General features: G+C 58.8%; 19 protein-coding genes. 14 read left to right on the top strand and 5 right to left on the bottom strand.

Features of this window, described 5'->3' with window-relative positions:
* Positions 1–68: 68 nt before the first annotated feature.
* From LOC68_RS28650 to LOC68_RS22070, 4 genes are all read right to left on the bottom strand, one after another.
* A complete protein-coding gene (locus LOC68_RS28650; protein WP_230222761.1) occupies positions 69–545 on the bottom strand; it encodes a hypothetical protein in 477 nt (158 codons plus the stop codon).
* A 448-nt stretch (positions 546–993) separates the two neighbouring features.
* Positions 994–1,755 (bottom strand): NYN domain-containing protein, encoded by a 762-nt coding sequence (locus LOC68_RS22080; protein WP_230222760.1) that lies wholly within the window; start codon positions 1,753–1,755, stop codon positions 994–996.
* 96 nt (positions 1,756–1,851) lie between these two features.
* On the bottom strand, positions 1,852–3,120 hold the full coding sequence (locus LOC68_RS22075) for a dihydroorotase (RefSeq protein WP_230222758.1): 1,269 nt from the start codon (positions 3,118–3,120) through the stop codon (positions 1,852–1,854).
* A gap of 8 nt (positions 3,121–3,128) precedes the next feature.
* The gene (locus LOC68_RS22070; protein WP_230222756.1) at positions 3,129–4,088 is read right to left on the bottom strand and encodes an aspartate carbamoyltransferase catalytic subunit; all 960 of its coding nucleotides are present in this window, start codon (positions 4,086–4,088) and stop codon (positions 3,129–3,131) included.
* A gap of 226 nt (positions 4,089–4,314) precedes the next feature.
* Here LOC68_RS22070 and LOC68_RS22065 point away from each other — a divergent pair, with 226 nt between their 5' ends.
* From LOC68_RS22065 to LOC68_RS22010, 11 genes are all read left to right on the top strand, one after another.
* Positions 4,315–5,298 (top strand): beta-ketoacyl-ACP synthase III, encoded by a 984-nt coding sequence (locus LOC68_RS22065; protein ID WP_230222754.1) that lies wholly within the window; start codon positions 4,315–4,317, stop codon positions 5,296–5,298.
* A gap of 520 nt (positions 5,299–5,818) precedes the next feature.
* Entirely contained in the window at positions 5,819–6,763 is a 945-nt protein-coding gene (locus LOC68_RS22055) for a DUF1559 domain-containing protein (protein WP_261360169.1), read from the top strand.
* A 55-nt stretch (positions 6,764–6,818) separates the two neighbouring features.
* Positions 6,819–7,295: a hypothetical protein gene (locus LOC68_RS22050; RefSeq protein WP_230222752.1), complete on the top strand. Its 477-nt coding sequence runs from the start codon at positions 6,819–6,821 to the stop codon at positions 7,293–7,295.
* 648 nt (positions 7,296–7,943) lie between these two features.
* On the top strand, positions 7,944–8,885 hold the full coding sequence (locus LOC68_RS22045) for a DUF1559 domain-containing protein (protein ID WP_230222750.1): 942 nt from the start codon (positions 7,944–7,946) through the stop codon (positions 8,883–8,885).
* A gap of 83 nt (positions 8,886–8,968) precedes the next feature.
* The gene (locus LOC68_RS22040; RefSeq protein WP_230222748.1) at positions 8,969–9,382 is read left to right on the top strand and encodes a hypothetical protein; all 414 of its coding nucleotides are present in this window, start codon (positions 8,969–8,971) and stop codon (positions 9,380–9,382) included.
* Between the two features lie 442 nt (positions 9,383–9,824).
* The gene (locus tag LOC68_RS22035) at positions 9,825–10,784 is read left to right on the top strand and encodes a DUF1559 family PulG-like putative transporter (RefSeq protein WP_230222746.1); all 960 of its coding nucleotides are present in this window, start codon (positions 9,825–9,827) and stop codon (positions 10,782–10,784) included.
* A 65-nt stretch (positions 10,785–10,849) separates the two neighbouring features.
* A complete protein-coding gene (locus LOC68_RS22030; protein WP_230222744.1) occupies positions 10,850–11,341 on the top strand; it encodes a hypothetical protein in 492 nt (163 codons plus the stop codon).
* 358 nt (positions 11,342–11,699) lie between these two features.
* A complete protein-coding gene (locus LOC68_RS22025; RefSeq protein ID WP_230222742.1) occupies positions 11,700–12,350 on the top strand; it encodes a hypothetical protein in 651 nt (216 codons plus the stop codon).
* 259 nt (positions 12,351–12,609) lie between these two features.
* Positions 12,610–13,272, top strand: coding sequence for a hypothetical protein (locus tag LOC68_RS22020; protein ID WP_230222741.1), 663 nt, complete (start codon positions 12,610–12,612; stop codon positions 13,270–13,272).
* Between the two features lie 268 nt (positions 13,273–13,540).
* Complete coding sequence (purB, locus tag LOC68_RS22015; protein ID WP_230222739.1) at positions 13,541–14,968, top strand: adenylosuccinate lyase; 1,428 nt, start codon at positions 13,541–13,543, stop codon at positions 14,966–14,968.
* 49 nt (positions 14,969–15,017) lie between these two features.
* A complete protein-coding gene (locus LOC68_RS22010) occupies positions 15,018–15,527 on the top strand; it encodes a hypothetical protein (RefSeq protein WP_230222737.1) in 510 nt (169 codons plus the stop codon).
* Here LOC68_RS22010 and LOC68_RS22005 read toward each other — a convergent pair.
* Entirely contained in the window at positions 15,506–15,871 is a 366-nt protein-coding gene (locus LOC68_RS22005; protein WP_230222735.1) for a hypothetical protein, read from the bottom strand. The two genes, LOC68_RS22010 and LOC68_RS22005, sit on opposite strands and share 22 nt — an antisense overlap.
* Positions 15,872–15,903: 32 nt before the next feature.
* Here LOC68_RS22005 and LOC68_RS22000 point away from each other — a divergent pair, with 32 nt between their 5' ends.
* From LOC68_RS22000 to LOC68_RS21990, 3 genes are all read left to right on the top strand, one after another.
* The gene (locus tag LOC68_RS22000) at positions 15,904–16,650 is read left to right on the top strand and encodes a phytanoyl-CoA dioxygenase family protein (protein WP_230222733.1); all 747 of its coding nucleotides are present in this window, start codon (positions 15,904–15,906) and stop codon (positions 16,648–16,650) included.
* Between the two features lie 262 nt (positions 16,651–16,912).
* Positions 16,913–18,802 carry a glucosamine-6-phosphate deaminase gene (nagB, locus tag LOC68_RS21995; RefSeq protein ID WP_230222731.1) on the top strand — a complete coding sequence of 630 codons (1,890 nt, stop codon included), beginning with the start codon at positions 16,913–16,915 and terminating at the stop codon, positions 18,800–18,802.
* A gap of 158 nt (positions 18,803–18,960) precedes the next feature.
* Positions 18,961–19,614, top strand: a complete 654-nt coding sequence (locus LOC68_RS21990) for a hypothetical protein (RefSeq protein WP_230222729.1) — start codon at positions 18,961–18,963, stop codon at positions 19,612–19,614.
* Positions 19,615–19,683 lie beyond the last annotated feature (69 nt).

The raw sequence follows: 19,683 nt of genomic DNA, 5'->3' as shown, positions 1-19,683 counted from the left end.
AACAGGAAGACCGAGGGGAAGGTCTTCCTGTTCCGCAGGTAGCAAGCAATGATAGCGTTTGCAGGCGATTATCCGCCCACTTCTTCCATGATCGGAGCTTCTTCCAGTTCTTCGACGACCGGCATTTCGCCGCCGCCGACGTTCTTCTGGTAACCGAGACCCTTCAGCACTTCCAGCACTTCGCTGCAGGTCGGGAACATGCGGCCGCTGGTACGCTTGTAAGCGTCCAAGGCTTGCATGAATTCGATTTCGTCGTTGTTGTAATCACGTTCGCAGGTGGTCGGGTCGATTTGACGGCGACGAGCGACCTTGGCTCGGCGTTCGATCGCGACCGGCTCATCCCTGCGGCGACGATCAATCATCACTTCCTGTTCGCCAGCCGGCTTCGCGGCGACCTTTTCTTCCTTGGCGGCGACAGCCTTGGTGGCCCGCTTCTTGGGAGCGGCGGCCTTCGGGCTACGCTTGGCTTCGGTCTTCTTCGCAGGGGTGCTCTTTTTCGCAGCGGTCTTACGCGGGGTCGATTTGCTGGTTTGGGCTTTGGCCACGAGTAGGATCTCCAACGGACGCGAGAGGGAGGGAACGTGTCGCTTACAGAGTATGGGATCGGAGTAACATGTGGCTAAAATGCAACACCTAGGAAAAAGGAGCGGTTTGCGCAGCTGTGCCGGATGGTCCGGTTTTTACGGATCAGGGGATCGCGCACGATTACGCCGCAAGAAATCGGCTTAGAAGCGGGAAAAGTCGCTAGATCAGGCTCGGAACGGAACCTATGAGGGTGGGTTTTCGGGGGAAACGAAAACATGGGCGCCATGGTCACGGCCTTGCGTGGCCATGATTGCCGCCACCAAATAGCTGGCAGATGGCCCAAGAAACCCGTTTGAGAGAACGCTCTTTGACTGCTTCCGCCGGGACTTAGGAACTCACGTCCAATCATGGCCACGCAAGGCCGTGGCCATGGCGCCCGCGCATTACATAGATAGGTCCAGTTCCGACCTACCTCGACGGCTTATCGTCGTCGTCCCAGAACTCGCGGGCAATCTGGTCGAGATAGTCGGCCGGGAAAATCGATCCCCCCAGCTGACTCCCAAGTTGCCGGATATCGTCTTCAAACTCGTCGGGAAACGGATTTATAACGTCCGGCTTCTCCGATTCCTCTTCTCCAGCTGACTTGGCCTGCTCGGGATCGACCGGTTTCGGAGGAGTGGGCGGCGGAGTCGGACGCTTCAGCGGTTTGAGCTCGCGGGAGATCTGATCGATGTCGATCTCGGAAAACTCACGCATCCAGCGTGAGACTTCCGATTCGGATGGGGGCGCTATCGGCTTGGTCGGAATCTGGGCCGCTTTGTTTTGGGCCCGCCGCTTCCGCCGCATCAGGTCGATCCAGTGCCCGCTGTCGATCGCCGTCGCTTTGCGACGTCGAGCGGCCCTTTGCACGCGATGATCGCTAGAAACAACGGTCAGCCGCCGTGGAGTCGCATGCCGCTCGATCAGCATTTCGATCATTTCGTCCGCGTCGGCATACTCGGAAGCGAAGTGGACGACGATGTCGTGATAGCGGACGGTCCGCGGTAAGCCGGGGGGCGCTTTGGCCGAGTCGAAGACGACGACCGTCTGGCGAATCTCCTCGTCATCGACCACCGAACGAATCAGTTCGAGCAGCGCCAGTCGATCCTGCTCGAACGTACCGCTCCCGTCGAGCGAACTGACCACGCCGGCTGCGTAGAGCAAGTTGTAGCCGTCGATGATAAGGGGCATGGTCGATTCCGCACGAGAAGGATAGAAGCCTGCGCGGAATTCTACGTTCTCTCGGCGAACGTATCGACCCGAACTAATCGGTTTTTCCGATTCGTCCTACATCTTGATGACGCCGCCGACGATCACGTGAATCGCCTTGCCGGTCAGTTCCCAGCCGTCAAACGGGCAGTTCGAGCTGCGTGAGAGGTACTTCGAGGCGTCGACCGTCCACGTCAGATTGGGATCGATCACCGTCACGTCGGCGTCGGCGCCGACGGCGAGCGTTCCCTTCGACAGTCCCAAAATCTTGGCGGGCGTCGTGCTCAGCTTGTCGATCGCTTGGCTCCAGGTCAAATGCCCCGGCTGCACTAACTTGGTCGACGTCAGCCCGAGAGTCGTCTCCAGCGAGACGATCCCAAACGGCGCGTCGGTCATTTCGTGCATCTTCTTTTCGGACGCCCGCGGGGCATGACCACTCGAGATGACGTCGATCGTGCCGTCAGCCAGGGCTGCGATGCAAGCTTCGATATGATCGGCCGAGCGAAGCGGCGGATTGACTTTGCAGTTCGGATCGAACGAGCGAAGCGCTTCGTCGGTCAGCGAGAAGTTGCAGGGATGAATCTCGGCGGTCGTACGGACGCCGCGCAATTTGGCGCGACGGAGGATCTCGATCGTGCCGCTGGAGGAGACGCTCATCAAGTGAAGTCGGCCGCCGGTCGCTTCGCACAAACAGATGTCGCGAGCGGCCATCACCTCTTCCGCTTCAACCGGAAGGGGCGCTAGTCCCAACACCAGCGAGACCATCCCATCGTGCATTACGCCGTTATGCGTCAGCTCGACCAGTTCCGGCCGATTGAGGACCGGCTTGTCGAACATCTGCGTGTACTCAAGCGCGCGACGCAACAGCTCCGGATTGGCGATCGGACGGGAAGCGTCGCTAAAGCCGACGGCGCCGGCTTCGACCAGGGTGCCGATCTCGGATAGCTGCTCTCCCTTGCGGCCGCTGCTGACGCAGGCGATGACGTAGACGTTGCACTTATCGGCGCGAGCCGCCTTGTGACGCACGTATTCGATACCGGCCGCCGTATCGAGCGGCGGCTCGGTATTCGGAATGCACGCGATCGACGTGAAGCCGCCGGCAATCGCTGACGCGGCGCCGCTGGCGATCGTTTCGTCTTCTTCGCAGCCAGGCTCGCGCAGTTGCACGTGCATATCGACCAGGCCCGGCGCGATGATCTTGCCGGTGACGTCGATCACGTATTCGGCGGTAGCGTCACCGGCGTCCAGCGACGCGACGACGCCATCCTTCAAGAGAACGCTGGTCACGCGATCCGTTTGTTGACTCGGATCGATCAGGCGGCCGTTTTTCAGCAAGATGGTCGACATGTTCTTCTTTACCGCGACGCTTTGGTAACCAGATACAACGCGGCCATTCGCACCGCCAACCCGTTATTCACTTGATGCAGAATGACCGACTGCGAACCGTCGGCCACTTCCGGCGTCACTTCGACCCCGCGATTAATCGGGCCGGGCGCCATGATCAGGATGTTCTCTTTCGCGCGGCGCATCCGTTCGCGATTCATCGCGTAGAGGAGCGCGTATTCGCGGACCGAGGGAAACGGTCGCGTATATTGCCGCTCGAACTGAATGCGAAGCAAGTTGAGGACGTCGCAGCGAGCGACGATGTCGTCCAGGTCGTGCGAAACCTCGACGCCCAGCTTTTCCCACTGCTTCGAGACCAGCGTCGAGGGGCCGCAGACGATCACATGGGCGCCCAGCTTTTTCAGACCCCAGATGTTCGAGCGTGCGGTGCGGCTATGGGCGATATCGCCGACCAGCGCAACCGTTAGACCTGCGACTGTTCCCCGATGTTGGCGGATCGTCAGGATATCGAGGAGCCCCTGGGTCGGATGTTCGTGCGGGCCGTCGCCGGCGTTAATCACGCAGCAATCGAGATTTTTCGCCAACATCTGCGGGGCGCCGGGCGAACGATGCCGGATCACCATCGCGTCGATTTTCATCGACTCGATCGTCTTGGCGGTGTCGAGCAGGGTTTCCCCCTTCGAGACGCTGCTGCTGGAAGCGGAGAATTCGACGCTGTCGGCCCCCAAACGGCGGGCTGCCAAGGAGAAGCTGGTGCGTGTCCGAGTGGAATCTTCAAAGAAAAGATTCACCGACGTGACGCCGGCTAAGGCGGACAATTTGACTTTACAGTCCCGTGTCGCCTCTTTAAAACGCTGGGCGACGTCGAGAGCCGTGGTGATCTCCTCGGCGGAGAGACTCTCGAGGTCAAGTAAGTGCCGCCGCGTCCAGGGGACGGGGGGCGACTCCAGTTCCGGGGGAAGTTCGATCATGGCGTCAGTATACTGGGCTGCCTGGCGATTGCTGGCGTGAGATTTTAGGTGGTATTACCCGCTCCAGCAACCAGTCGCACGCAAGTGGGAAAATTGATCGAAGCTTGTTATACTGGCTATTCGCGCAAAAAAGTTTGCTACCCCCAGGAATTCCCCGTACATGCCGTCGGCTAGTTCGACTGCCGCTCATGGGCAGTCTGCTTCACAACTCTCGAATCGCAGTCCCTTGCGGCAACTGCTAGGCGTGCAAGTTCTGGGCGTCGGCAGTTATGTGCCGGAGAATATCGTCAAGAACGAAGATCTCTCGTCCTTGGGCTGCGACCCCGAATGGATCGTTCAACGGACTGGAATCCGCGAGCGACGGCACGCGCCGCCAGAAATGGCGACCAGCCATATGGCCTATGCGGCCGCTTGTGCGGCGATCGAAAACGCCGGGATCGACGTCAGCGAAATCGACCTGATCGTCGTCGGAACGTTCACTCCTGATATGCCGACCCCCTCGACCGCCTGCATTCTGCAAGATCGCTTGGGGATTCGTTGCGCCGCGATGGACGTCAGTGCGGCCTGCGCTGGGTTCATGTATGCGATGATCACGGCGGCCCAATTCGTGCGAACCGGTACGAGTCGCCGAGCCTTGGTGATCGGCGCCGACCTGTTGTCGAGAATCGCCAATCCCGATGATAAGAAGACCTATCCGCTGTTTGGCGATGGCGCTGGGGCCGTGATTCTGGGCGCCGGATCGGAAGAACAAGGCTTTCTCTCCTACACGCTGGGAAGCGAAGGCGAAGGGGGCGAACTCCTCTGCGTGCCTGGGGGCGGTTCGGCTCATCGACTCGACAATCAAAGCCTGGCCGCTGGCCAAGCTTATCTGCACATGGATGGCCGCAGCGTTTTCAAATGGGCCGTGCGTGTCATTGCCGACAGCATCGGCGACGTATTGACGCATGCCGGCGTAACGGCTGATGAAGTCTCGCTGGTGCTGCTGCATCAAGCGAACGTGAGGATCATTGACGCGGCCTGCGAGAATCTCGGCTTCGATCGCGAGAAGATCGTGATCAATCTCGATCGCTACGGCAACACGTCGGCCGGCAGCGTTCCGCTGGTCCTGGACGAAGCGTACCAGGCGGGCAAGATTCGCCGCGGCGATCTCGTCCTTCTCTCCGGCTTTGGCGCCGGCCTCTCCTGGGGCACGACGCTGATGCGCTGGTAAAGCGCCTTCGTACGACACGGTTGATTTTCACAACCACTCTTGGCCTAACCTCGTGGGCCTTCTCGTTTCTGCGCGCTAATTCTTCGCATCCTTGCGCGCCTGTCGCCGCGTTTTCCGCGTTTCGTTGAAAAAACGTGCAGCCACACTGCCGATTTATTGAGCACAAAATACAGGCGGTGCGCAAAGCACTTGCGGAGTCTGCGACTAATAACTCAGAGAATTGACGAATCGATACAAATCTTCCCCCTCCTCAAAGCATGAACGAGATCGCGGGATGAAAAATGAGGTAATTCCATCGAATTGCCGTGAGATTGGTACGGAATGTGAAATAGAGGATCCCTTATCAATTCATGTCGCGAATGAAGGTAATGGGATGTTCCTACTGCTAACTGTAGGACTCTTCGCCCTCACTCGTGGCAGGATTTGGGCAGCAGCTAATACGCGAACTGAGAAGCGGCATTTTCGTTTGCGTTCGATCTCCTTTGCTTTCATCCATCTGTCTTTCGGAGAACTGCCACCAATGAGTCGTTCTGTTCGAAGCCCTAAGGGCTTTACTCTTGTTGAATTGTTAGTCGTGATTGCGATCATCGGCGTGTTGATCGCGTTGCTCTTGCCTGCGGTACAACAAGCGCGCGAAGCTGCTCGCCGTATGTCGTGCAGCAACAAGCTGAAGCAACTCGCACTCGCCTGCCACACGTATCACGACACTTACCTGGTCCTGCCGTTCGGCAACCTCAACAACATCAACTGGCGCGTCAGCATCCTGCCGTTCATCGAGCAGCGTAACCTGTCGGATCAGTTCGACTACAGCCTGTCGTTCCAAGGGGACCAAACAACCGCCAATGCGGTGTTGCTGGAGAAAGTGGAACTCGACGCGTTCGTCTGCCCGTCGACGCAACCGCCGTCGAGCTACCCTTGGAACGCTCGCCAGCACCAATACCACAGCTACTGCGGCGTGAATGGCGCCGCCAATCGTAGCGCCGCTGCGAACTCGGCCGACTGGGGCAAATGCCAACAGTTCTACGGCTTCAACTGCGACAACGGCGCCTTTGGCTACAACCAGGAACTCGGCTTCCAGTCGATCACCGACGGCACGTCGAACACGCTGTTTCTCGGCGAACAGTCGGGATATGACCCCGGCATGGCGGCGAACAACTCTGGGACGAAGCAAGGTTATCACGGCGGTTGGCATGGCGCCGGGGGCGGCACGACCGGGACGATGTACGGTATCGGCGGCGGTATGGCGCCAATCGTGAATCCGCCGAACTCGGTTTGCTCTTCGGGCGACTTCTGGGTTTGCGGCGTCGCTTACGTCAACTCGACCAATTACAACTCTTTCCATCCGGGCGGCGTTCAATTCGCCCTGGCAGACGGTTCGGTTCGGTTTATTCCCGATACGACCGACATGGTGATCCTTAGACGTGTGGCGATGCGAGGCGACGGCGCCGTCGCAGAAATGCCGTAGTCTCTTGACTCCAAGTTTCGTCGCTATCATCCCTCAACTAAACCGAGCTAATACCATGAGAGTATGCAATTTCGCCGCCGTCGCCCTGATGGGCGCGGCGAGCATGGTTGGCTGCAGTCAGCCGCAAGGTCCACCGATGGCGGACGTCTCGGGCGTCGTCGCGTTCGATGGCAAGCCGCTCACCGGCGCAACCATTCGATTTCATTCGGACAACGCCGGATCGGCCGCTTTCCCGCTCGATGAAGCGGGACATTTCGTCTCCGATTTTCCGATCCGCGCCGGCGCGTACCAGGTCGCCGTCGACTATCCGATCGGTCGCATGCCGGGAGGTCCTCTCTCGGGCGACCTGGCCAAAGTGCCCAAGCACTATTGGGCTCCTAACTACAGCGGACTGAGCGCGAGCGTCGCCGTCACCGGCACGAACGACTTCGCCTTCGACATTTCGTCGAGTTCGAAAGCTCCGGCTGGCTTCAAACCGAAGTCGATGCCGGCTCCGCCGCCTCCGGCGCCTCCTGGCATCGAGAACAAGTAAACCGTTCGATGACGCCTTACGCCGCGCGCTGTTGCGCTCGGCGTAAGGCTTCTTACGAGACCGATCACTCGGCTCGCAAGCGGTACCTGTTTGGCGACTCTTCACCCTCGGTCGGTGCCCCGCGGAAGCGGTTACGGTTCACGACATTGGGGGCGAATCTCTTCGTCACGCCATTCGTTCTTGCGCGACCTCGCCATTCGCCCAGCGCATTTCTGCGCGCAAATTTCTCACTCATTGCGCAAGCCCACTGCGGGTTTCCACGCCCGTGTAAAAAAAATATGCACATTCTATGCGGAAGAAATGAGCACAAACCTTGAGCAAGGTTCCGGGCGTTCGCGACGGCGAAGAACAAAAAAATCGCGATAGCAGGGATTCGATACAAGCCGCCCCCCCAGCGAGGTCGCAAATCGCACAGATTGCCGCAGATTTTTTCTAACGGCGTTCGTTTGGTACGAAATGTGAGGTTAATCCCTACATGCCCACGAAGGCTTTGACGAATGCAAATCGCGGTTACTATTTCTTTTTAGTAATCGCACAACTTTGCTCTTCGACAATTCGAGTGGCGCAAGCGTGAACGGAGAAGTGGCATCTCGTTGACGTTTTTTCTCCTTACATCATCCCCGTTCGTTCTCTGGAGAACCGCAAGTGATGAGTCGTTTTAATCGAAGCCGCGCGGGCTTCACGTTGGTTGAATTGTTGGTCGTGATCGCCATCATCGGCGTCTTGATCGCACTCTTGCTGCCGGCTGTTCAGCAAGCTCGCGAAGCTGCTCGCCGCATGTCGTGCCGCAACAACTTGAAGCAGGCCGTTCTGGCGACCCACACCTATCACGACACCTATCTGGAAATGCCCGCCTATCGCCGCAACAACACGTTCTGGGGTTGGGCCGCTCAGTTGCTGCCGTACTTGGAACAGAACAACCTGAGCGATGCGGTCGGCGTCCAAGGCTATACCTACCCGCAAGCGGTTAGCGGAACGCCGGACGCCAACGCCACGTTGTCGCTCGGAACGGTGATCACCAGCTTGCGTTGCCCCTCGACGACTGCTCCCGAAACCTACACGCATACCGATAACGTCGTCTATGGCGTGATCAGCTACGCCGCGAGCCGCGGCTACGGTCAGGCCGGTTGGGACCAGGACAAAGCGGCCAACAACGGCGCCATCAACTACGAAGGGATGAACTTCTCGGCGATCACCGACGGTCTATCTAACACCTTCGCCCTGGGCGAAGTTTCGGCCAAGGCCGGCGGGTGGGATTCGGGTCCGCGCGGTTGGGCCTTCTGGGCCGGTACGCCGGGCAACGGCTATCTGGAACGTCAAAACACGCTGTCGCGCTGCGTCTCGTTCCCGATGAACCACACCGCTCACTGGGGCTTCACCAGCCAGCATCCGGGCGGCGCCTTCTTCGCTTTCTGCGATGGTTCGGTGCAGTTCATCTCGGAAGACATCGACTTCGATAAGAACGGGGTCGCCAACGGTTGGTATGGCGGCGATACCGTGAACAATGACGTTTACGCCAAGGCGAGCGGAATGGGCGTTTACCAGTTGCTCGGCATTCGTAACGACGGACAAGTGGTCAGCCTGCCGTAGTTGCGGCGTTCGCGTTCTGCAAAGTTTCCTCAGCGTCGCCTGATGGCGGCGCTGGTTCGCCCCACACGGAAAAGTAAACAGTTATGAGCACAATGAAATTGTCAGCCCTGTTACTGTTGGCGCTGATTGCGACTGTCGGATGCGGCAGCAGCAACCAGGCGAGCCTGGGAACGGTTACCGGCATCCTTCTCGTGGATGGACAACCAGCGCGGGCTGGGATCAACCTGGAGTTTGACCCGGTCGAAAAAGGGGTTCGCGGCAGTACCGCCACGACCAACGCTGCAGGGCAGTTTGAGGCGGAATACTCGATTACTCGCAAAGGGGTCCGTCTCGGCCAATGCGTCGTCAAACTGGTTCCGCCCGAAACGGTTCCGACCGCCGGCAGCGGCAAGCGGAAGCTCCCCTTCCCGGAACAGTACTACGACGAGATCCAACAGGTCGACATTACGTCGGGACATACCTCGCTTGAGCTGGCGATCTCTAAGTCAGGCACGTAGTGAGCGGCCGTCCCACTCCCTGCCTGTGGGAATAAACGACAAAACGAACGATAACGCCGAGCGAATCCGCTCGGCGTTTTTTTATGCGCTAGAAGAGTCACTTCGCAAACAAATTCAATTCGATCTCTACACTTGGCGCTACATTGCAAGTTCTGGTGATGCATTTGCATGCAATTGTGCCATAGGTTTGCGCAGTAGGTATTTCTCATCAATCTGAGCAAAAAGTGGCGACAGCGAAATATATCCACCCAATCGTATAGGATTTCGCCAAACCTCCCCTTCCTCTGGACTATCCTACTCCAGAAAACGAACCATTTTCCCGTTATTTGCCGAAATTGGCCATTCTTTGGAACACTTCTTGTTATTAGACCTCACCACAAGCACGCCTCTTCACGGCTCGCGCTTTGTTGGTTTTCATTCTTACGTCTTATGAGGTCTATCAATGTCACAACTACGTACCCGTCGTATGGGGTTCACGTTAGTCGAACTCCTGGTCGTCATCGCCATCATCGGCGTCTTGATCGCGCTGCTGCTGCCGGCCGTGCAACAAGCACGCGAAGCGGCCCGTCGCTCTTCGTGCCAAAACAACTTGAAGCAATTGGCGCTCGCCTGCCACATGTACCACGACACCTACCAGTTCCTGCCGTTTGGCGAAGCGAAAACGGTGACCTGGAAACTCTCGGTGCTGCCGTTCCTCGAACAGAGCAATCTCTCTGATCAATTTGACTGGACGCAGAGCTTCAAGAGCACCGACAACACGGTCAACTCGAACCTGCTTAACGGCGTGATCATCAGCGCGTTCAACTGCCCGTCGAACGTGAAGCCGAAAAACAATAACAACGTCTTCGGCTACAATCCTCGCAATCATCAGTACCACAGCTACGTCGGCATCAACGGCGCCCTCAACGAATCGGCTCCCTCCAACAACGCTGACTCCGGCAAGTGCAACAGCTTCTACGGCTGGAAGTGCAACAACGGCGCCTTCATGTACAACGAGATCACCGGCTTCCATTCCTTCACGGACGGCACCTCGAACACGCTGTTGATCGGCGAAGTGGCCGGCCGCGACCTGACCGTCGCCAACAACGGCGACAACGTCTATGGTCTGTTCGGCGGCTGGGCCGGTTCGGGAAGCGGCGGCAAGTTCGACAGCAACTACGATTACGGCGGCGGTGGGATCGTCACGATCCAGGACACGCCGAACGCGACCTGCAGCAATCGCTCCGGCTTCAACTGCGACGCGTGCTACTTGACTTCGGTCATGGTCAACTCCGAACATCCGGGCGGCGCCCAGTTCGCCCAAGTCGACGGTTCGGTGCGCTTTGTGACCGATACGATCGACCTGGTGCAGTTCCGTCGCATGGCGATGAAATCGGATGGACTTGTCATTTCGCAGCAGTAAGCGGCCGATCCAGGCGCGGTGCGTATCCCAGTCCTACTTCGTATTTATTGAAAGTCGCTTTTACGATGAAACGTTTCACCCTCCAACTCCTACCAGCTTTCGCGCTGCTTGCTTGCAGCGCGCTGATCGGCTGCTCGGCTGCCGACGGCGTTCAAAAGGTCGACGTCCAAGGCGCCGTCCGCATGGATGGAGAGCCTCTATCCAACATCATCGTCCGCTTCTACAGCCCGACCGGCGGCGGCGGAGGTTTCACCACCACTGCCGATGGTCAGTTCAAATCGCCGGCGCCAATTAAAGTGGGCGCCTACAACGTCGCGTTCGTCGCTCCGGCAGCCGCGCCTGGCATGGGGACTCCGACCACCGGCATCCTGGCGAAGGTTCCCCCTCACTACTGGTCGGTGCAAGACAGCGGCCTGGAAGTGACCGTCACCTCCAGCGGTCCGAATGAGTTTGCCCTCGATATCTCGGCCAGCGACAAACCGCCGGCCGGGTTCCGGGCGCCGCGTCCTTCCGCCAAAGGCCCCACCGCGCTGGCTCCCGTCTCGTCCGATACGTAGACCAACGTCGACAACTCGTTTCCAACTTAAAACGCCGAGCGAATTCCGCTCGGCGTTTTTTTGTCCCCATATCCCGCCCCGGCGCAATCCCTATTCCAGCGATTCTCCATGTCTCTTCGTGAGAATCGCGTTGTCAGGCTGACATCATTTCCTCCTCCGGCGTCCCTCGATTCTGCCTAGGCCGGTTCTTCTGCAAAAAATTCAATTTCGACAATTCATTATGCAGTAAGCACTTACGCGAATCGCTCTCGCTTGCTGGCACTTTCTGGCGCCAGCGATGCCATTACCCCCTGTCGACGCCCGAGCGGCAAAGTCGCCGCTCCTGACTATCGAGACGCAACGCTGGGGGAACCAAGCTATGAAACGCCAAATCGCCTTGTTTTCGATCATTGCCGCCATTTTGTTCGCCGCTCCGCAGCTCGCCAAAGCGGGCCACTGGGAGCATCAAGGTCGCCTGGAAAGCGATACCTATTACCTGCATCAGGCGACCCATCGCCTGCACGAATTGATCCATCATCGGACTGGTTTTTCGCACCTCGACGATGAAGCGCACCACCTGGACGAAGCGGCCGCCCACTTCGCCGAAACCGCGGCCCTCGGCGGATCGCTTTCGCACCTGCGAGCCGATTTCAACGAGACCGCCCGCGAACTGCGTCATGTTCAGTCGCAACTGCTTCACGCTTGCCACGTACGCAACGATTGGCTCGTGCAGCAAACCTGGGCTGACGTGGAACGTGCCTTTGACCGCGTTTACTACGACCTCTACTCGCGTCACTGCGGGTTCATTAGCTACACCTGCCAGATCGGCGGCGGACATTTCGATGATCATCACCACGGTCACCACAATAACGTGGGCGGATTTCCGCACAACGTGCAGAAGTTCCCGATCAACCAGCCGCACGTCGGCGGTTCGATCAAGCTTGGCCCCGTGACGATTCAGACCAAAAAGGTCTTTTCCGACCCCAGCCCGAAGTGGAACAACCACTTCAACAAGGGCTTTAAAAACTAGCAGCCTGTCGCCAGGCTGCGGGATCGCAGGGACGCGATCCCATTTGAGCGACGCGTGAAGAGCTTCGCTCAGAACATGGCGAAGTTGCAAGCTGCCTGGAAGGCGTTTTGCAACAAGCTGCCATAGTCGCGGTGCGACAAAACGTTAACCTACGAAAGGCCGACCTCCTCCCCGGGTGCGTCGGCTTTTTGTTTGCCCTGACCAAAGCGCCCCCTCTAGAATCAAACATAGGGGTTACCTTTACTGGGAGAGAAAACCGATGAGAACTGCCATCCTTTCGCTGCTTGCGGCACTGCTGGCAAGCGGTACGGTCAACGCCCAAAGTCTCTTCCCGAATCTCTATCGCATCACGCCCGATGCGAACATGCTCCAGCAGTCGGCCGCCAAGCTTGGCGCCGAGTTGACCTCCGCCGATCAAACGGAGCTCGCCTCGGCGGCCAATGCGCTCGCCGCGATGATGGAGCGATATCGCCAAGACGCTGGCCGCAACGCCAATCCTTACTATCTGCAGCGTCGCTTCAGCGACGTCTCCGCCGCCTACAAAGAACTTGAATTGGAACTCGACAGCCGACTGCCGGAACCTCGCCCTTACGTGATCCGCATCGCGTGGCAAGATCTACAGAAGTCGTACGACCAGCTCTACTACAATCTGTTCGGCTACGACACCGTCGATCCCTACTTCGGCCGACACGCCGACTTCGCCGCGACGCCGCCGTTCGATTACTTCCAACCGTCGATTCAGCGGAGAACCTACATCTACTCCACTCCGCTGATCTACAACCGCGTGATTCAGCGCGAAACGACGCCGATCGCACCGCGGATCATTCCGCCGCGAACCGCACCGGTAAATCCGGCGCCGATCGTTCGCCCGCAGCCGCAGCCGTTTGACTTGGATCCAAGCACCAAGGCGCTCGACCTGTAGACGAACTTCTTGGGTGGCACTGCTGGCTTGTCCAGCAGTGGAGCCCTACACGAAAGTTCGCACTGCTGGACAAGCCAGCAGTGCCACCCGTGGAGCCCGCGGCAACCCGCTTGCTCCCCCTACCCTGCTCTTTTCCGACCGTGTCTTTCCGTCCTTTTTCCGTGGCCTCCGTGTTCCATTCTTCTTCCGAGGCGCCTGACCAAGCGGCCCGAATCTCGCTAAAATGCAGGTTTTCTTCCCTGCCCCGCTGCCTGTTGTGGAAACGCCGATGTCGCACGACCAGTACGAAAACCCGTTGATTTCTCGCTACGCCTCGAAAGAGATGAGCCAAATCTGGGGCGCTCAGCGCAAGTTCTCGACCTGGCGCAAGCTCTGGATCGCACTAGCCGAAGCGGAGCAGGAGCTCGGCCTACCGATCACCGACGCCCAGATCGCAGAGCTGAAGCAGCACATCGACGACATCGACTTCGACAACGCCGCCAAACATGAAAAGGCGCTGCGGCACGACGTGATGGCGCACGTCACCGCTTACGGCGACGTCTGCCCGCAAGCCAAAGGGATCATTCACCTGGGCGCGACCAGCTGTTACGTCACCGACAACGCCGACCTGATCCTCCTTCGCGACGCGCTTCATCTAACCGAAAAGCGTCTCGCCGCGGTGATCTTGAAGCTGGCCGACTTCGCCAAAGAGTATCGCTCGCTGCCATGTCTCGGCTTCACCCACCTGCAACCGGCGCAGCCCACCACGATCGGTCGCCGCGCTTGCTTGTGGAACTACGACCTGGTGATGGACCTGGAAGAGCTGGAGCATCGTCTCGCGACGCTCAAGGCTCGCAGCTGCAAAGGAACGACCGGCACGCAGGCCAGCTTCCTGACGCTGTTTGACGGCGATCATGACAAGGTGACCAAGCTCGAAAAACGCGTCTCTGAGAAGATGGGCTTCGACGCCACCTACGCCGTCACGGGGCAAACCTACTCGCGCAAGATCGACTCGCAGATTCTGGACGCGCTGAGCGGCATCGCCCAGTCGGCTCACAAGATCGCCACCGACCTCCGCATCTTGTCACATCGCAAGGAAGTGGAAGAGCCGTTTGAAAAGCATCAAATCGGTTCGTCGGCGATGCCCTACAAACGGAACCCGATGCGGAGCGAACGGATCTGCGCCTTGGCTCGCTTTGTGATGAGCCTCCAGTCGAGCGGCGCCAACACCTTGGCGACGCAGTGGATGGAAAGGACGCTCGACGACAGCGCCAACCGCCGTCTGACGTTGCCGCAAGCTTTCCTTGCGATCGACGCGATCTTGATCATTCTCGAGAACGTCGCCAGCGGCATGGTCGTTTATCCGGCGATGGTCGCCAAGCATTTGAACGAAGAGCTGCCGTTCATGGCGAGCGAGAACATCCTGATGGCGGCCGTTAAGGCCGGCGGGGATCGCCAGGAACTGCACGAAAAGATCCGCGTCCATTCGATCAACGCCGGCGCCATCGTCAAGAACGAAGGCAAACCCAACGACTTGCTCCAGCGTCTGCAAGCCGATGAGGACTTCCCCGAGATCGACATGGAAAAGGTCCTCGAACCGTCGCAGTACGTCGGCCGCTCGCCGGAACAAGTGGACGAGTTCCTCGCCAACATCGTCGCCCCGATCCGCAGCCGCTTCGAGTCGCAACTGGCGCAAAAAGAAGAGTTGCGAGTTTAACCTCCGCTACGAGCCCGCAACGCAAGCAAGCGAATGCGGCCGGCCCACCATGAAACTAAAACTGACTCTCCTGGCAGTCGTGGCGTTCCTGTTGGCCGCCGCGTGGCTTGTCTACTACGCGCAGCGACCGATCTCGCAATTGCCGCCGACGATTTTCCGAACCGTCGGCATCGACGCACGCCCCGAAGCGACCGACCAGTACGAAGCGTTCCTCGTTTGCGAAGATCGCCGGCCGGTCGTCGTTTACCTGCTGCGACAGCCGGCAAACTCTCCCTATCAGAACAGCCATGACGTCTACCTGCTGCTGAAGGACGAAATCGATTTGCGGATGACCCATCTTGCTCGCTGGCAGGACGAAGTCGCCCTCTTCGTCGGCGAGAGCCCCGGTGACGTGCAACCGATTCCGATCAGCATAGACGAATTCCAGGAGGAGTTTGGGAGCGTCTTGGAAACGAACACGAAGGCTCCCTTCGACTTGCTCGACGCGATCTGGTCGAAATATGTCGATCCTCACATCGGCACAGCGACGCCGGAGAATCAAGTCTCACCGGGCCGATGAATCAGGTTGGTTTGCCAGTCAAAAACGGTCACGCCCAGGCGACTTGCCAAACGTAGCACGACCGGCAACACCTCGTCGGCGCGCGAATACGAAATCCCGATTACGGCCGTCCGACTGCCGAAGTTGTTAATGAGCGGCCCGTCCGACCAGACGCGGTCATCAATGTCGTCATCCGGCATGGCGCACAAACAGGGAAATGGCGTCGTCAGCTCATCGTGCATTTCGACAAACGTTGAGTGCGGCTGGCCGAATTCGCTATGCTCGTAAAGCTCATGAAAGTATCGCATTGCTTCGTCGTGGTCGACAGGCGCCGCTTCGATCAACAGTCCGACGTTGTAGCTCATAGATTCCTCGCGCGGAAAACTCAGAAAACCGAATGAGTATCGACGACGACTTGGCAAGTAATGTCTGCGTAAGCCGCCTGAATCAAAACGGGTTCGCCCTCCTCCCTTCCCCGTTCACGGCGGAAGAGTTGGATCAGATCACTGCCGATCTGACTGTGGCGATCGCGGAATCGCAGCGTGACGGAGAATCGATCCGTACAAGAGCCGGCGCCGCGTATGCCGCTCGCAACGTCCTGTCAGTATATCCTGCCGTCGCGCAGGTTTGGCGCAAGTCGTCGTTGGTTGACTTGCTATTGGAGGTACTCGGCGCCCATTGCGGCCTGGTCCGCGTTCTCTACTTCGACAAACCGCCGGAGAAGACCTGGTCGCTTCCTTGGCACAAAGATCTGACGATCGCGGTGCGAGAGCATGTCGCCGCCAGCGGGCGATACGAAAAGCCGACCCTCAAGGCAGGCGTTCCTCATGTCGAAGCGCCGCTCGACTTGCTGCAGCAAATGCTGACGCTCCGCATTCACCTGGACGACGTCGACGCAGCCAATGGCGCACTTCAAGTGCTACCCGGATCGCATAAAACCGGCAAAGCGGCAGCTAGCGGTACGCCCCATCTTGTCGCTTGTCGTCGCGGCGACGTGTTGGCGATGCGTCCTTTGCTCTCCCATGCCAGCGGCGAATCGGCGGCCGAGACGCGACGTCATCGGCGGATTCTGCATTTGGAGTTTGCGGCGACGCCGCAGCTGGAAGAAGGGTTCGCCTGGCAGTTATTCCAGTCGGTTACGTAGGTTTTCTGGCAACTTGCGACGGTGGTCCGTACTGCCAACAATGGGAAGGTCGCTGGGCGGGAAATTGAAATTCTCGCAAATTACGGCGATTCGTAGCGGTATTTTTGCTCGCCTGATGCGGGGATTCCCGCAGTTATTGCCCCTCGGCACAGAGACGCATGGAGGGCGCAAAGGTGAGGCTGGAGCCATTACTCCCCACCATCCATACTTAATGGCTCGGTAACCGCTCGATGCCCTGAACCGGAATTCTATGATTCAAAACATGACCAACAGCGCCTCGTTGCCGACCGCGGCCCCCGTCCGCGGCGTGCGCATCCCCACTTTCACCTTCCACACCAGCGAAGAGCTGGCCCGCCACGTCGCTCGAATCGTCGCTGCCGTGATTCGCGAGCGTAATTCGTATGGTCAAAAGGCGGTCCTCGGTCTGCCGACCGGGTCGACCCCGACCGGCGTTTATCGCGAACTGGTCCGCATGCACCACGAGGAAGGCCTCGACTTCTCGAACGTCATTACGTTCAATCTGGACGAGTACTACGGCATCTGCCCGACGCAGCTGCAAAGTTATCACCGGACGATGTACGAAACGTTCTTCAATCACGTGAACGTTCCGGCCGAGAACATCCACATCCCCGACGGCAACGTCCCGCACAACCAGATCGACGCCTACTGCCGCGAGTACGAACGCCAGATCGAAGAAGCGGGCGGCATCGACCTGATGTTGCTCGGCATCGGCGGCAACGGCCACATCGGTTTCAACGAACCGTTCTCGATCCGCAACAGCCGCACTCGGCTGTGCACGCTTGACCCGGTCACCCGGAAGTCGGCCGCCAGCGATTTCTTCCAGGAAGAAAACGTCCCGACCAGCGCCATCACGATGGGGATCGCCACCATCATGGACGCGCGGCGCATCTTGCTGCTCGCCCTCGGCGAAGGGAAGTCGACCGTGATTCGCGAAACGGTCGAAGCGACTCCTTCGGACCGCATCCCGGCCAGCTTCCTGCAAGATCACCCGGACGCGCAAGTCTTGATCGACGAAGCGGCCGCCAGCAAGCTGACCGACGTCAAGACGCCGTGGGCCTTGGGAAGCGTCGAATGGACCGACTCGCTGATCAAGAAGGCGGTCATCTGGCTGTGCCAACAGACCGGCAAGGCGCTGTTGAAGCTGGACGACGACGACTTCCGCAAGTTCAACTTGCACCAGTTGCTTCGCCATCATGGCCCGGCCAGCACGCTCGCTCATCGCGTCTTCAAGTGGATGCAAGAGACGATTGAATATCACCCGGCCGGCAAAGTGCGGAAGAAGACGATCTGCTTCAGTCCCCACCCGGACGACGACGTGATCAGCATGGGCGGCACGCTGATTCGCCTGGTCGAAGATGGTCACGAGGTCCACATCGCCTACATGACCAGCGGCAACATCGCCGTCTTCGATCACGACGCCCAGCGTTACGCCGACTTCGTCAGCGAATACAACCGGATGTTCGGCATCGACGGCCAGCGTTCGCTGGAAGTCGAACAGGAAGTGGCCGGCTCGCTCGCCTCGAAGAAGCCAGGCGAACCGGACATCCTGTCGGTCATGAACATCAAGGGGCTGATCCGTCGCAGCGAAGCGAAGGCTGGCGCCTTGAAGGTTGGCTGCAAGGAAGAGCATCTCCACTTCCTCGACCTGCCGTTCTATCAGACCGGCACCGTCTCGAAGAACCCGCTCGGCCAGGAAGATATCGACATCATCTACGACCTGTTGATGCGTGAGCAGCCCGACCAGGTTTACATCGCCGGCGACTTGTCGGACCCGCACGGCACGCACCGCGTCTGTGCGATGGCGATCTTCCGCGCCTTGAAGCGGATCGAAGTCGAAACCGGCTCGCGTCCTGACGCGTTGCTCTACCGCGGCGCCTGGCAAGAGTACCCGCTGCACGAAATCGAAATCGCCGTCCCGCTCAGCCCGGGCGACATCAGCCTGAAGCGACACGCGATCTTCATGCACGAAAGCCAAAAGGACCGCGCCCTCTTCCCGGGAAGCGACCCGCGCGAGTTCTGGCAACGAGCCGAAGATCGCAACAAGGGAACCGCCGACAACTACAACCAGATCGGCCTGCCCGAGTACTTCGCGATCGAAGCCTTCGTCCGCTGGAACGGCGTGCCGCTGTAAAGAAAAGCGGAAATGGGAAAGCGGATGGATTGAACGCCGCTTTCCGGAATGGAAAACTTGGGAAGAGCCGCAGTCGATGGACTGCGGCCTTTCTGCAATAATGGGACGACTGAAGCAACTCTGATCAAACCCGTCGCCTCCTTCGATAAAGCACAACCATGACGCAGCCGGTCGCTAAAATCGCAACCAAGAGCCAACAATCGTTTCGGCTTGTTCCTGCTGCGACCGGGCGTCATCAATTCGGCGGAAGCCTTCCCTATCAAGGACTCTGCCCGACCGGCAGCGACGTTCCCGTACAGTTGCTCGCGTCGCTCGACTTGACTGCTGAGAATGTTCCCTTCCAAGCCGAGCCGGCGCTTACCAGACTTCCTCTCTACCACCCGTTGAAATACGGATACGGCGGAGCGTCGATGCAGTACGGGATCGTCTCAGACGACGAGATCCGGATACTCTGGCTGGACGATGAGCAACCGAATGAACCGGATTCGCAATACGTGCAGGTAGATGAACTCCCTTCGCTGCGACTCGACATGATTCCTCTCGCTGCCGACAACGCTTGGAGCGGCAACGATCTGCTGCAGTGCGGCGGCGAACAAGCAGACATTGAAAACGCCGGCGAAATCATCTGTAAGAACCCAGCCTGCGATCATTTTGAACGGCCGATTTCGTTTCAAACGATCGCGATGATTTCGCCGATTCCGGTCAACGGAGATGACGAGTTTTGGTATGAATTCCAAGGAGCGTACATGGCCTTCTGCTTCGTCCTTTGCCAATCGTGCGGGACGGTAATCACGTTCAACGTGGCGACCTAGAGAGCCCGGCGGATACCTGCGAATTTACGCTCGACGCAATCGAGCGACATTTCCCGTCGCTTCACAAAA

Source organism: Blastopirellula sediminis, from assembly GCF_020966755.1.
Taxonomy (GTDB): domain Bacteria; phylum Planctomycetota; class Planctomycetia; order Pirellulales; family Pirellulaceae; genus Blastopirellula; species Blastopirellula sediminis.
Note: the sequence above shows the minus strand (reverse complement) of the source record. Positions and strands in the feature narration are given on the sequence as shown.